11 protein-coding genes are annotated in these 13,439 nt (G+C 64.2%); 5 read left to right on the top strand and 6 right to left on the bottom strand.

The genetic code is table 11. The features are described from left to right. Positions 1-67 precede the first annotated feature (67 nt). Entirely contained in the window at positions 68-1,438 is a 1,371-nt protein-coding gene (locus QRN70_RS16825) for a CYTH domain-containing protein (protein ID WP_285419084.1), read from the top strand. 90 nt (positions 1,439-1,528) lie between these two features. Here the strand turns inward: QRN70_RS16825 and QRN70_RS16820 are convergent, their stop codons facing one another. Further along, positions 1,529-1,993: an Lrp/AsnC family transcriptional regulator gene (locus QRN70_RS16820; protein ID WP_285419083.1), complete on the bottom strand. Its 465-nt coding sequence runs from the start codon at positions 1,991-1,993 to the stop codon at positions 1,529-1,531. 126 nt (positions 1,994-2,119) lie between these two features. On the opposite strand from QRN70_RS16820, the gene QRN70_RS16815 reads away from it, so the two are divergent. Next, a complete protein-coding gene (locus tag QRN70_RS16815; RefSeq protein WP_285419082.1) occupies positions 2,120-2,458 on the top strand; it encodes an ACT-like domain-containing protein in 339 nt (112 codons plus the stop codon). Positions 2,459-2,549: 91 nt separating this feature from the next. After that, on the top strand, positions 2,550-4,334 hold the full coding sequence (gene tfpB, locus QRN70_RS16810; protein WP_285419081.1) for a type IV pilus assembly ATPase TfpB: 1,785 nt from the start codon (positions 2,550-2,552) through the stop codon (positions 4,332-4,334). A gap of 5 nt (positions 4,335-4,339) precedes the next feature. Here tfpB and QRN70_RS16805 read toward each other — a convergent pair whose 3' ends face one another. Next, positions 4,340-5,305, bottom strand: a complete 966-nt coding sequence (locus tag QRN70_RS16805) for a hypothetical protein (protein WP_285419080.1) — start codon at positions 5,303-5,305, stop codon at positions 4,340-4,342. A 139-nt stretch (positions 5,306-5,444) separates the two neighbouring features. Here QRN70_RS16805 and QRN70_RS16800 point away from each other — a divergent pair, with 139 nt between their 5' ends. After that, positions 5,445-5,765 (top strand): DUF2388 domain-containing protein, encoded by a 321-nt coding sequence (locus QRN70_RS16800; protein ID WP_169843014.1) that lies wholly within the window; start codon positions 5,445-5,447, stop codon positions 5,763-5,765. A gap of 109 nt (positions 5,766-5,874) precedes the next feature. On the opposite strand, the gene gcvP is transcribed toward QRN70_RS16800, so the two are convergent. Next, positions 5,875-8,748, bottom strand: coding sequence for an aminomethyl-transferring glycine dehydrogenase (gene gcvP, locus QRN70_RS16795; protein WP_285419079.1), 2,874 nt, complete (start codon positions 8,746-8,748; stop codon positions 5,875-5,877). A 155-nt stretch (positions 8,749-8,903) separates the two neighbouring features. Here gcvP and QRN70_RS16790 point away from each other — a divergent pair, with 155 nt between their 5' ends. Further along, a complete protein-coding gene (locus QRN70_RS16790; RefSeq protein ID WP_285419078.1) occupies positions 8,904-10,046 on the top strand; it encodes a DegT/DnrJ/EryC1/StrS family aminotransferase in 1,143 nt (380 codons plus the stop codon). Between the two features lie 54 nt (positions 10,047-10,100). On the opposite strand, the gene gcvH is transcribed toward QRN70_RS16790, so the two are convergent. The 3 genes from gcvH to QRN70_RS16775 form a co-directional block, all read right to left on the bottom strand. Then, positions 10,101-10,484, bottom strand: a complete 384-nt coding sequence (gene gcvH / locus QRN70_RS16785; RefSeq protein ID WP_285419077.1) for a glycine cleavage system protein GcvH — start codon at positions 10,482-10,484, stop codon at positions 10,101-10,103. Between the two features lie 47 nt (positions 10,485-10,531). Then, positions 10,532-11,614, bottom strand: a complete 1,083-nt coding sequence (gcvT, locus tag QRN70_RS16780; RefSeq protein WP_285419076.1) for a glycine cleavage system aminomethyltransferase GcvT — start codon at positions 11,612-11,614, stop codon at positions 10,532-10,534. Positions 11,615-11,770: 156 nt separating this feature from the next. Continuing rightward, a complete protein-coding gene (locus tag QRN70_RS16775; RefSeq protein ID WP_285419075.1) occupies positions 11,771-13,387 on the bottom strand; it encodes an ABC transporter permease in 1,617 nt (538 codons plus the stop codon). Positions 13,388-13,439 lie beyond the last annotated feature (52 nt).

The raw sequence follows: 13,439 nt of genomic DNA, 5'->3' as shown, positions 1-13,439 counted from the left end.
TACACTGCACGGCCTTGGCAGCCACACATTCCCCCCGGCTGCGCTCCCGATCCTGGATTTTCCGGCCATGCAGAAAGAAACCGAAATCAAACTCCGCGTCAGCCGCGAAACCCTCGCCGCCCTGCGCGAGCACCCGCTCCTGAAAAAACGCAACAAAAATGGCTGGGAACGCCGTGAGTTGATGAACCAGTACTTCGACACGCCCGAGCGTGACCTGGCGCAGGCCAAGGTTGCCCTGCGCCTGCGCAAGGACGGCGACGAAGTGATTCAGACCCTCAAGACCCGCGGCCAGAGCGTTGCCGGCCTGTCCGAGCGTAACGAGTACGACTGGAAGTTGCCCAAAGCCAAGCTCGACGTGAAGAAACTCGACGGCGAATGCTGGCCCGAGTCGCTGGCCGAGCTGGACAAGAAAACCCTGAAACCGATCTTCACCACCGATTTCGTCCGCGAGCGTGCGGAAATCGCCTGGGGCCGCGGCAAGGCCAAAGTGGTCATCGAAGCCGCGCTGGACCTCGGTCACGTGGTGGTCGGCAAACACAAAGAAGAAATCTGCGAGCTGGAACTGGAGCTGCGCGAAGGCGAGCCGGCCGCGCTGCTGGAACTGGCCGCCGAACTGGCCGAAACCCTGGCCCTGATGCCGTGCGACATCAGCAAGGCCGAGCGCGGCTATCGTCTGTACGACGCCAACAGCTACTCGCTGAGCCTGCCAGCGCCGGCCATCAGCGCCGAGACCCCGCTGGACGATGCCTTCGCCGCCCTCGCCTGGCACCTGCTCGGCAGCAGCCAGCGCCTGGCCGAACAATATCGCTTCAACGGCCACTGGCGCCTGCTGCAGGATTGGGTCGAGAACCTCGCGGAACTGCGCGCCCTGCTCAGCAGCCTCGGCCAGGCCGCGCCGCGTCCGTCGACCCACGACCTGCGCGTGGCACTGGATGCCTTGCTCGAAGACTGGCGTCCGCTGGTACAGGCCGGCATCGAAGACGAAGACGTGCGCAAGGCTGCCCCGGAGCAGTTCCTCGAAGAACTCGAAGACCCGCGCTGGGGCCTGTTCTCGCTGCACGCTTCACGCTGGCTGCTGGCTCGCACCTGGACTGCCGAGCGCAATACCCGCGGCAACCGTCAGGGCGCTGCGCAACTGCACAGCTGGCTGCCGCGCCTGCTCGGCGAAGAAGCCACCTCGCTGCAATTGCAACGCTACCAGCAGCAACCGGAAGACCTGGCCGAGCAATTGCCGCGCATCGAGCGCATCCAGGTGTGGATGCACCATGCGCGCAACGTGCTGGATATCGCGGAAGTGGATCGCCTGTACGGCGAGCTGAACAAACTGGCGCAATTGGCCAACGAGCCGACGATCACTGACGAACTGCTCGATGCCCGCAAGCATCAGGCGATTGCGGTGTATCAGAACCGTGCCTGGAAAACCCTGCTGCGCCTGTAAAACCGCTTTCGCGAGCAGGCTCGCTCCCACATTGGAATGCAATCCCCTGTGGGAGCGAGCCTGCTCGCGAATGAGACCAGCTGCCTTACCTCAGACCGGCAAACTCGTCGTGGACTTGATCTCCGACAACGCCACGATCGAGTTCACTTCCTGAATCCCCGGCACCAGCGACAGCTTCTCGAAGAAGAAGCGCTCATACGCCTCGATGTCTGCCGCGACAATGCGCAACAGGAAATCCACCGCGCCCATCAGCACATAACACTCCAGCACTTCCGGAAAGCCGCGAATCGCCTCGGTGAACTCGGTGAAGTTCGAACGGCCGTGGGCGTTGAGTTTGATTTCGGCGAAGATCTGCGTGTTCAGGCCGATTTTCTTGCGATCGAGCAACGTCACCTGGCCGCGAATGATGCCCTCCTCCTTCATCCGCTGGATGCGCCGCCAGCACGGCGACTGCGACAGGCCCACCTGCTCGGCGATCTGGGCGCTGGACAGTGAAGCGTCCTCTTGCAACAAGGCGAGAATGCGTCGGTCGTAGCTGTCCAGCTCGCTTTGCATAAATAATCCTCAAAATAATCATTTGCCGAATTGTTCAAACCGAACAACCTGCTGATTCGCTCATCTTAGACAAGAAATGCCCGACTTCGAATGTAAAAATTCCTCCACTGATTCTGGAGACCGGACATGCCTCACCTCGAAGCCGTGAATACCCCCGCAACCCGCGCCGATGTGTGGAACGTCAACAACGTCCACTGCTGCGCGCGTTATCAGCTGCTCGCCGAAGCCGAGCCGGATCTGCTGGTACGGGTGCTGAACCTGTTCGCGCTGCAATTTCTGACGCCAGTCCAGGTCAACGCCGAGCGTCTGGACGACCTGCTGTCGATCGATATCACCATCGACGGCCTGAGCTGGCATCGTGCCCAGGTGATCGCGGAAAAACTTCGTAACCTGATCAGTGTCTGCTCGGTGGATCTGCAAAACGCCGAGGCGGCGTGGGATGCGCCGGCGCAGGCGGCCGGCTGACAAATGCGGAAACGGCTTCTGCCGGGTAGTGGCCCAACGATCAGCGGGGCCACGTCTATCCTTTGCGCAATGTCGTTCAAAAGGAGCCCGCATGTCCGTTCAATTCGCCACTCAGGACCGCTGGCTGGATCTCAATGATGTCTTGCGTGAACTGGTCGCCCAGGGCTTCATCAGCCAGGACGCCGCCGAGCAGGCCCTCAATGCCCGCCGCCGGCATGCCACGCATGGCCAGATGCATCCTCTGGAATTCATCGCCAGTCAGCAGCTGGACGATCTCAGCCGTCCCGGCAAGCACCTCGACCTGGAAAGCCTGACCCTCTGGCTGGCGCAGCAGGCCGGGCAGCCGTACCTGCGCATCGACCCGCTGAAAATCAACGTCGCCGCCATCACCCCGCTGATGTCCTACGCCTTCGCCCAGCGCCACCGGATCCTCGCGGTCTCCGTCGACCGCGATGCGGTGACCGTGGCCAGCGCCCAGCCCTACGTCAGCGGCTGGGAAGCGGACCTGACCCACGTCCTGAAGCTGCCGATCAAACGGGTGGTGGCCAACCCAGCGGACATCCAGCGTTTCAGCGTCGAATTCTTTCGCCTGGCCAAATCGGTCAGCGGCGCCAGCACGGCCGACGCCCAGGGCAGCAACCTCGGCAACTTCGAACAGTTGCTCAACCTCGGCGCCAGCGACCAGGAGCCCGACGCCAACGACGCGCACATCGTCAACATCGTCGACTGGCTGTTCCAGTACGCCTTCCAGCAGCGCGCCAGCGATATCCACATCGAACCGCGCCGCGAGCAAGGCACGGTGCGCTTTCGCATCGACGGCGTGCTGCACAACGTCTATCAATTCCCGCCGCAGGTGACCATGGCCATCGTCAGCCGCCTGAAAAGCCTCGGGCGGATGAACGTCGCCGAGAAGCGCAAACCCCAGGACGGCCGGGTCAAGACCAAGACGCCGGAGGGCGGCGAAGTCGAGCTGCGCCTGTCGACCCTGCCCACCGCGTTCGGCGAAAAAATGGTCATGCGCATCTTCGATCCGGAAGTGCTGCTCAAGGATTTCGATCAACTGGGTTTTTCCGCCGACGACCTGCGTCGCTGGCAGGACATGACCCGCCAGCCCAACGGCATCATCCTGGTCACCGGGCCGACCGGCTCGGGCAAGACCACCACGCTCTACACCACGTTGAAAAAGCTTGCCACGCCGGAGGTCAACCTCTGCACCATCGAAGACCCGATCGAAATGGTCGAGCCGGCGTTCAACCAGATGCAGGTCCAGCACAACATCGACCTGAGCTTTGCCGCCGGGGTGCGGGCGCTGATGCGGCAGGACCCGGACATCATCATGATCGGCGAGATCCGCGACCTGGAAACGGCAGAAATGGCGATCCAGGCGGCATTGACCGGGCACCTGGTGCTGTCGACCCTGCACACCAACGACGCGCCGAGCGCGATCAGCCGCCTGCTCGAACTCGGCGTGCCGCACTACCTGATCAAGGCCACCGTGCTCGGGGTCATGGCGCAACGCCTGGTGCGTACCCTGTGCCCGCACTGCAAGGCACCGCTGACCCTTGGCGAAGACGACTGGCAAACCCTGACCCGGCCCTGGCAGGCACCGCTGCCCGGCAACGCGCAGCGTGCGATTGGCTGCCTGGAGTGCCGCGACACCGGTTACCGTGGCCGTGCCGGGGTCTATGAAATCATGCAACTGAGCGACAACCTCAAGGCACTGATCAGCCCGGACACCGACCTCGCCGCGATCCGCCGCCAGGCCTTCAAGGAAGGCATGCGCAGCCTGCGCCTGTCCGGCGCGCAGAAAGTCGCGGCCGGGCTGACGACGATTGAAGAGGTGTTGCGGGTGACGCCCCAGAGTGAGCAGCGCTAGCCACGCTACGAGTCGGGCGCATCGATCTCGCCATTGGGCTTGATCCACAACACGCGGCCGTCTGCCGGCCGCTGCAGAATCGAGTGGTCACGCCCCAGCCTCTGGCCGGTGCGCAGATTGCGTGCCGGGGACAACGGGCTCGGGCTGAACATCAAGGTGTCCGGGCGGTTCTGCGCCACCGTCGTTCCATGTGGGTATTGCCACTCGCCGACGGTGACCGGGTTTTCCAGCTGCCCCTCCCAATGCGACAGTCGGCGCTGCGCGTCGAGCGTCACGATGACATTCGACAAGACGATGCCGCGCAGTGAAACCGGCGCCTCGGCCAGCCAGTTATGCACGGTGTACGCGTCGCCTTCGCGCGAGACGCGGCTTTGCGCCGGCCATGTCTCTGCGGCAATTACCGAGCCGGCCACCAGTGTGCAGGCAGTAAAGCGCCAGCGCTCGGGTTGCAGGCGGGTCTGCTCGGTGGCACTCATGGTGACCCAGGTGCCGCCCGCACAGGGAAAGCCATCGATCACTTGATCCGCCGCCAGCAACATCTCGGTGTCCGGCGGGAAATACAGTCTCAATGCCGATACCGTTATCCCCGCAACGACATGTGGCGCCGGGAATTCAACACTGCTCAGACTGGCCAGGCCATGGGTTTGCGGCTCACCGTTGGCGTCCAGCGGTTCGAGTGCATTCAGATGCACACGGGCACCGGCCGGCAAGGCCAGCTCCCCGACCACTACAGCGTGATCGAGGCGGGGATTGAGCAACTCGCGCTCGCGGTGATTGAGCCATAGCTGATAGGAGGTCAGGCCGACAACGCTGCCACAGACCAGCCCCATGACCGCGACCTTGCGCGGATGGCGCAGTAACGGCCGGCGCCATGCCGGTACACCGAGCATGATCAACAGCACCGGCAGGCCGATGAAACCGACGATGAGGAACCACCAGAACATCGCGTAAAACAGGGCAGAAAAATTCAAGGCAGCGTCCATGCGTAGAAACCGATGGCGCATGGTGCCAAATAACGACGCGCAGCCCTAGCGCAGGAAACACAGCGGTCATGGAACCGGATCGGGCAAATGACGATCCAAACCCGTAGTCAACCCCAGGAGTCCTCTCATCATGCGTCTCAAACTTGCTGTCGCCACCCTGGCCTTGCTGTCCCTGCCTGTTGGTTCAGCCATGGCCGACAGCTTTTGGCGTAACGTCATTTCGTCCGGCGCGACCACCGGCTCGACCTACCTGACCTTCAAGGATCACAAGCTGATCGTCGCCGCGCAGGACGACGCCGGCAGTTTCGTCGCCAGCGACGGCGGCATTCGCGGGCCGTACCTGGAAGCGGCGATGCAGAAAGTCCGCGCCGACAATCCGGGCCTGCAGGCCACGGACATGGAACTGGCCAATGCAATTCTGGCGAAGAACGCCGTGGCCTCCGAATAAGCCCGCCCGCCGGAACAAAAATGCCGCTCAAGTGAGCGGCATTTTTTTGCCTTGAACAATCAACCGCTCGCAGCCTGCAGGCTGGACCTCGTCGCCGATTGGTTGCGTCTCACCGATAATCGTCCACGGGCACACAGGCACAAAACAGATTGCGGTCGCCGTAGACGTTATCCACCCGATTCACCGCCGGCCAGTATTTGTGCGCCTTGGTATGCGCGTCCGGCGTGACGCCTTGTTCAATGCTGTAGGGCCGCTCCCAGACACCCGTGATATCCGCCAGGGTATGCGGCGCGCGTTTGAGCGGGTTGTCTTCCGCCGGCCAGTTACCGTTCTGTACTTCGCTGATTTCCGCGCGGATGCTCAGCATGGCGCCTATGAAGCGGTCCAGTTCCGCCTTCGATTCGCTTTCGGTCGGTTCGACCATCAACGTACCCGGCACCGGGAACGACATGGTCGGGGCGTGGAACCCGTAGTCCATCAGGCGCTTGGCGACGTCTTCTTCGCTGATGCCGGTCTGCGCCTTGAGCGGGCGCAGATCGAGAATGCATTCGTGCGCCACCCGCGCGTTGCGCCCGGTGTACAGCACCTCAAACGCGCCGGACAGGTGCTCGGCCAGGTAATTCGCCGCGAGGATCGCCACCTCGCTGGCGTCCGCCAGTTGCGGCCCCATCATGGCGATGTACATCCAGCTGATCGGCAGGATGCTCGCACTGCCCCACGGCGCGGCACTGACTGCGCCGTTCTGCGGCTGCGGCCCGTCGATCGGTATCACCGGGTGATTGGCGACGAACGGCGCCAGATGCGCGCGCACGCCAATCGGCCCCATGCCGGGCCCGCCGCCGCCATGGGGAATGCAGAAGGTCTTGTGCAGGTTCATGTGCGAGACGTCGGCGCCGATGTCCGCCGGACGGGCCAGGCCGACCTGCGCGTTGAGATTGGCGCCGTCCATGTACACCTGGCCACCGTGCTGGTGAATCACCTCGCAGATTTCGCTGATGCCCTCCTCGTAGACACCGTGGGTCGAGGGGTACGTGGCCATCAGGCACGACAGTTTGTCCCCGGCTTCGCCGGCCTTGGCCTTCAGGTCCGCAAGATCGACATTGCCGGCCGCGTCGCACTCGACGATCACCACGCGCATCCCGGCCATCTGCGCCGACGCCGGGTTGGTGCCGTGGGCCGAGGATGGAATCAGGCAAATGTCGCGCCCACCCTGCTGGCGGCTCTCGTGGTATTTGCGGATCGCCAGCAACCCGGCGTACTCGCCCTGGGCGCCGGAGTTGGGCTGCATGCAGATCGCGTCGAACCCGGTGATCGCGCACAGCCAGCGCTGCAGTTCATCGATCATCAGCGTGTAGCCGAGCGCCTGCTCGCGCGGCACGAACGGGTGCAGGTGGGCAAACTGCGGCCAGGTGATCGGGATCATCTCGCTGGTGGCATTGAGCTTCATGGTGCAGGAGCCGAGCGGGATCATCGACTGGTTGAGCGCCAGATCCTTGTGCTCCAGTTGCTTGAGGTAACGCAGCATCTCGGTTTCGCTGTGGTGGGCGTTGAACACCGGATGGCGCAGGTACGGCGAGCTTCGCCGCAGGTGTTCGGGAATCCCGGATTCCAGCGTTTCGCCGTCCAGATCGCCGACGCTAAGCCCATGATCGGCGCCCAGCAGCACATCGAACAGGCGCGCCACCGTGCTTTCGTCGCTGGTTTCATCGAGGCTCAGGCCCACCTGGCCGCGACCGAGGATGCGCAGGTTGATCCGCGCTGCCCGGGCGCTGTCGATGATCGCCGTCTGTGCGCCGCCGACATCCAGGGTCAGGGTGTCGAAAAAGTGTTCGTTGAGCCGCTTGATGCCATGGCGTGCGAGGCCCGTGGCGAGAATGCAGGTCAGCCGATGGACGCGCTGGGCAATCCGTTTCAAGCCTTCCGGGCCATGGTAGACCGCGTAGAAACTGGCGATGTTGGCCAACAGCACCTGGGCGGTGCAGATATTCGAATTGGCCTTCTCGCGGCGGATATGTTGCTCGCGGGTCTGCAGGGCCATGCGCAGCGCCACGTTGCCCCGGGCATCCCGGGACACGCCGATGATTCGCCCGGGAATCGCCCGTTTGTATTCCTCGCGACTGGCGAAGAACGCCGCGTGCGGGCCGCCGTAGCCCATCGGCACGCCAAAGCGCTGCGACGAACCGAACACCACGTCTGCCCCGAGTTCGCCGGGCGGCGTCAGTAGCAGCAGGCTGAGCAGATCGGTCGCCACGCAGGCCAGCGCCTGTTGCGCGTGCAGGTGATCGATCAGCGGGCGCAGGTCAGGGATCGCGCCGTGGGTGTCGGGGTATTGCAGCAACGCGCCGAATACCTGGTGCTGCTTGAGGTTTTCCACAGCGTCGACGATCAGCTCGAAGCCAAAGCCTTCGGCGCGGGTCTGTACCACGGAAATGGTTTGCGGATGGCAATTGCGGTCGACGAAAAACAGATTGCTTTTCGATTTCGCCACGCGCTTGGCCAAGGCCATGGCTTCGGCGGCGGCGGTGGCCTCATCCAGCAGCGAGGCGTTGGCCAGTTCCAGGCCGGTGAGGTCGATGGTCAGTTGCTGGAAGTTGAGCAAGGCTTCCAGCCGCCCCTGGGCGATCTCCGGTTGATACGGCGTATAGGCGGTGTACCAGCCAGGATTTTCCAGCACGTTGCGCAGGATCACGGTCGGCGTCAGGGTGCCGTAGTAGCCCATGCCGATCAGGCTGGTCCACAGCTGATTCTGTTCGGCGTAGCCGCGCAGCTTGTCCAGCGCAGCCTGTTCGTCGAGCGCTGGCGGCAGGTCGAGGGCGCGGTTGAAGCGAATGCCGGGCGGCACCGTCTGCTCGATCAGTTCGACCCGACTGCCGAGGCCGAGGCTGTCGAGCATCGCCTGTTGCTCGGCGGCGTCGGGCCCCAGGTGGCGGCGCAGGAAGGCATGGGGGTCGTGCAACTGGCTGAGGGACGGCAACTGGGACATGACGGGCTCTCTCCGGACTGGCGCTCGGCGTCAATGCAACACGGTCAAACCAGCATAGCAGTCGATACCGCGGCGGACGGCTTGGCGGCCGCGGCATTCCGCGCCATGCTGTGGCGCCTGCCTCAGGCATCCCACCAACGGATGATCGAATCGTCATGAGCCAACTGCCCTTCCTGCCGTTTTCCAAACCCGTCATCGATGAAGCCACGATTGCCGCCGTCGGCGAGGTGCTGCGCTCCGGCTGGATCACCAGCGGACCCAAGGTGCAGGCCTTCGAAGCGCAACTGTCGGCCTATTTCGGCGGGCGCCCGGTGCGCACGTTCAACTCCGGCACCTGCACCATGGAAATCGCTCTGCGCATTGCCGGCATCGGCCCCGGCGACGAGGTAATCACCACGCCGATTTCCTGGGTGGCCACGGCCAACGTGATTCTTGAAGTGGGGGCGACCCCGGTGTTCGCCGACATCGACCCGCTGACCCGCAACATCGATCTGGAGCGCCTGGAAGCGGCGATCACCCCGCGCACCCGTGCGGTGATCCCGGTGTACCTCGCCGGCCTGCCGGTGGACATGGACCGCCTCTACGCCATCGCCCGCCGGCACAACCTGCGGATCATCGAAGATGCGGCGCAGGCTCTGGGCTCGAGCTGGAACGGCCAGCGCATCGGCGCCGGCGGCGACTTCGTGTCGTTCAGCTTCCAGGCCAACAAGAACGTCACCTGCTCCGAAGGCGGCTGCCTGGTGCTGAACACCGCCGAAGAAGTGCGGCTGGCGGAGAAATATCGCTTGCAGGGCGTCACCCGCAGCGGTTTCGACGGCCTGGACGTCGACGTGCTCGGCGGCAAGTTCAACATGACCGATGTCGCGGCCGCCATCGGCCTCGGTCAGTTCGCCCACATCGAGGCCCTGACGGCTCATCGTCGGGAGCTGGCCCGCCACTACTTCAAATGTTTTGGCGACGACTTCGAAGCCACCTACGGCGCGCAGCTGCCCCCGGCCGACTTCAGCAGCAGCAACTGGCACCTGTTCCAACTGGTGCTGCCGGAGCGCGCGGACGGCTTGCCGGCACGGGCGACCTTCATGGAGCAGATGCAGGCTCGGGGCATCGGTATCGGCTATCACTACCCGCCGATCCATCTGCTGAGCCTGTACCGCGCGCGCGGCTGGCAGGAAGGCATGCTACCGGTGGCGGAACGGGTCGGCCGCCTGATCGTCTCGCTGCCGATGTTCACCAGCATGACCAAGGACGATGTCGAGCGTGCGGTGGCGGCGGTCAAAGCGGTGCTGCGCGACGCCTGACCCACGCGCAGAAAAAAGCCCCGACGGATCGGGGCTTTGGGCAAGGCCTGCGCCTTACTCGCCGATTTCAGCCTTGTAGGCGGCTGCGTCGAGCAGCTTGTCCAGCTCGGCCTTGTCGCTTGGCTTGAGCTTGAAGATCCACGCGCCATACGGGTCGGAGTTGAGCAGCTCGGGCGAGCCGCTCAGCTCTTCGTTGACGGCAATCACTTCACCGCTGACCGGGGCATAGATGTCGGAAGCGGCTTTTACCGACTCGACCACGCCGGCCTGGTCTTCAGCGCTGAACACTTTGCCGACTTCGGTCAGTTCGACGAACACCACGTCGCCCAGCGCTTCCTGCGCGTGATCGCTGATGCCCACGGTGACGGTGCCGTCGGCTTCCAGGCGCGCCCATTCGTGACTTGTGGCAAAACGCAGTTCGGCTGGGATATCGCTCATGTTCGGTGTCCTCGAGAAATTGTCAGCGGTCGGCCCGCCGGAATAGGTTAGATCAACGTTTTGCCGTGACGGACGAAGGTCGGTTTGACCACTCGCACCGGATACCACTTGCCACGGATTTCCACTTCGGCGCGGTCGGCAGTCGCCATCGGTACACGCGCCAGGGCAATCGACTTGCTAAGCGTAGGAGAGAAACTACCACTGGTGATCTCCCCTTCGCCAACATCGGCGATCCGTACCACTTGATGCGCACGCAAGACGCCGCGCTCCTCAAGCACCAGACCCACCAGTTTGTGCTGTACGCCGGCGGCTTTTTCCGCCTCCAGGGCGCTGCGCCCGATGAACTGGCGCGAGGCCGGTTCCCAGGCGATGCTCCAGACCATGTTCGAGGCCAGCGGCGAAACGTCCTGGTGAATGTCCTGGCCGTAGAGGTTCATCCCGGCTTCGACCCGCAACGTGTCGCGCGCGCCGAGCCCGATCGGGGAAATCCCCGCGCCGACCAGATCGTTGAAGAAGCCCGGGGCCTGGCTGGCCGGCAGGGCGATTTCCAGACCGTCCTCGCCGGTGTAGCCGGTACGGGCGATGAACCAGTCGCCATCGGCGCGGCCTTCGAACGGCTTGAGCTGATGGATCAGCGTGGCGCGTGCCTGCGTGACCAGTTCGGCGACTTTCTGCCGGGCCTGCGGGCCCTGGATGGCGAGCATCGCCAACTCCGCACGTTCATTGACCTGCACGTCGAAACCGGCCTGCTGCGCCTGCATCCAGGCCAGGTCCTGATCGCGGGTGGAGGCGTTGACCACCAGCCGATAGCCGTCGTCGAGGCGGTAGACGATCATGTCGTCGACGATACCGCCGCGCTCGTTGAGCATGGTGCTGTACAACGCCCGGCCGGGGCTGTGCAGGCGCTCGACGTCATTGGCCAGCAAATGCTGCAGCCACGCCTTGGCCTGAGGGCCGGCGACATCGATCACGGTCATGTGGGAAACATCGAACACCCCGCAATCGCGGCGCACCTCGTGGTGCTCCTCGACCTGCGAGCCGTAGTGCAAGGGCATGTCCCAACCGCCAAAATCGACCATCTTCGCGCCGAGGGCGAGATGCAGGTCATACAGAGGCGTACGCTGTCCCATGGGTTTCTCCTTCCGGGCGTGGCGAAGGTGCGGACAGCCGCCGTACGCGATGAAAGCCTTGCCATACAAGGCTCTCAGCCGATTTCAGCGTACCGATCTGTCAGACGAACCGCACCGAATGCCGCGCATTGTAGCCGCATGATCCGGGACTGACGACTAAGTGTTTCGATGGGCCGAGCGGCGGATCAGGCCGATCACCGGCAACAGTCCGACCAGAACCAGGGTCAGCGCCGGCAGCGATGCCCGTGCCCATTCACCTTCGCTGGTCATTTCGAAGATCCGAACTGCCAGCGTATCCCAGCCAAACGGGCGCATCAGCAGGGTCGCAGGCATTTCCTTGAGCACATCGACGAATACCAGCAAGGCGGCGCTGAGCGTGCCGGGCAGCAACAGCGGCAGATACACTTTGAAAAACAGTCGCGGCCCACTGACACCCAGGCTACGTGCCGCTTCGGGCAAAGACGGCCGTATACGCGCCAGACTGCTTTCCAGCGGCCCATAGGCCACCGCGACGAAGCGCACCAGATAGGCCAGCAGCAAGGCCGCCAGACTGCCCAGCAACAGCGGTTTGCCCGCGCCGCCAAGCCAGGTCGAGAGCGGGATCACCAGTTGCCGGTCGAGATAACTGAAGGCCAGCATGATCGACACCGCCAGCACTGAACCCGGCAGCGCATAGCCAAGGTTGGCCAGGCTGACCGCGGAACGGATCGCCGGGGTTGGCGCCAGCCGGCGGGCGAACGCCAGCAGCAAGGCGACGCTCACGGTGAGCAAAGCCGCCATGCCGCCCAGGTACAGGGTGTGCAGGATCAGTCCGGCGTAACGCTCGTCCAGATCGAAGCGCCCGCGCTGCCAGAACCACACCAGCAGCTGCAGCAGCGGGATGACGAAGGCGCAGGCGAACACCAGCACGCACCAGCCCGTCGCCGCCCACGCCTTCGGTCCGCGCAGGTGATACAGGGCCTTGACCCGCGGCCGCTCGTTGCTCGCCCGATTGGCACCGCGCGCGCGCCGCTCGCCGTAAAGCACCAGCATCACCACCAGCAGCAACAGGCTGGCCAGTTGCGCCGCGCTCGGCAGGCTGAAGAAGCCGTACCAGGTCTTGTAGATCGCCGTGGTGAAGGTGTCGAAGTTGAACACGGCCACGGCACCGAAATCCGCCAGGGTTTCCATCAGCGCCAGCGCCACGCCAGCCCCGATCGCCGGGCGCGCCATCGGCAGCGCCACGCGCCAGAACGCCTGCCACGGCGATTGGCCGAGGACCCGCGCCGCTTCCATCAGGCCTTTGCCCTGGGCGAGAAACGCGGTGCGCGCCAGCAGGTAGACGTAGGGGTAGAACACCAGCACCAACACCACGATCACCCCGCCGGTGGAGCGCACCCGCGGCAGGCGCAGGCCGCTGCCGAACCACTCGCGCAGCAGGCTCTGCACGGGGCCGGCGAAATCCAGCAGGCCGACGAAGACGAAGGCCAGTACATAGGCCGGAATGGCGAACGGCAGCATCAGCGCCCAGTCGAGCCAGCGCCGCCCGGGGAATTCGCAGAGGCTGGTGAGCCAGGCCAGGCTCACGCCCAACAGCGTCACACCGACACCGACGCCAACGACCAGCGTCAGGGTGTTGCCCAGCAGGCGTGGCATCTGGGTTTGCCACAGGTGCGACCAGATCTGCTGATCGATGGTCTGCCATGACAGCAGGAGGACGCTGAGGGGCAGCAGCACCAACGCGGCGATGGCGAAGACGATGGGGTACCAGCGGCGTTGGGCGGGGTGGGCCAAGGAAAAGCTCTCGTTGAATGATTGTGCCCACGCATGGCGTGGGCACTTATCC

The sequence above is a fragment of the Pseudomonas sp. efr-133-TYG-5 genome, from assembly GCF_030209175.1.
GTDB lineage: Bacteria > Pseudomonadota > Gammaproteobacteria > Pseudomonadales > Pseudomonadaceae > Aquipseudomonas.
Note: the sequence above shows the minus strand (reverse complement) of the source record. Positions and strands in the feature narration are given on the sequence as shown.

Bases quoted from the DNA above. Each gene is read 5' to 3' on its own strand.
- QRN70_RS16825 (WP_285419084.1), top strand. From the start codon at position 68: ATGCAGAAAGAAACCGAAATCAAACTCCGCGTCAGCCGCGAAACCCTC.
- QRN70_RS16820 (WP_285419083.1), bottom strand. From the start codon at position 1,993: ATGCAAAGCGAGCTGGACAGCTACGACCGACGCATTCTCGCCTTGTTG.
- QRN70_RS16815 (WP_285419082.1), top strand. From the start codon at position 2,120: ATGCCTCACCTCGAAGCCGTGAATACCCCCGCAACCCGCGCCGATGTG.
- tfpB (WP_285419081.1), top strand. From the start codon at position 2,550: ATGTCCGTTCAATTCGCCACTCAGGACCGCTGGCTGGATCTCAATGAT.
- gcvP (WP_285419079.1), bottom strand. From the start codon at position 8,748: ATGTCCCAGTTGCCGTCCCTCAGCCAGTTGCACGACCCCCATGCCTTC.
- QRN70_RS16790 (WP_285419078.1), top strand. From the start codon at position 8,904: ATGAGCCAACTGCCCTTCCTGCCGTTTTCCAAACCCGTCATCGATGAA.
- gcvH (WP_285419077.1), bottom strand. From the start codon at position 10,484: ATGAGCGATATCCCAGCCGAACTGCGTTTTGCCACAAGTCACGAATGG.
- gcvT (WP_285419076.1), bottom strand. From the start codon at position 11,614: ATGGGACAGCGTACGCCTCTGTATGACCTGCATCTCGCCCTCGGCGCG.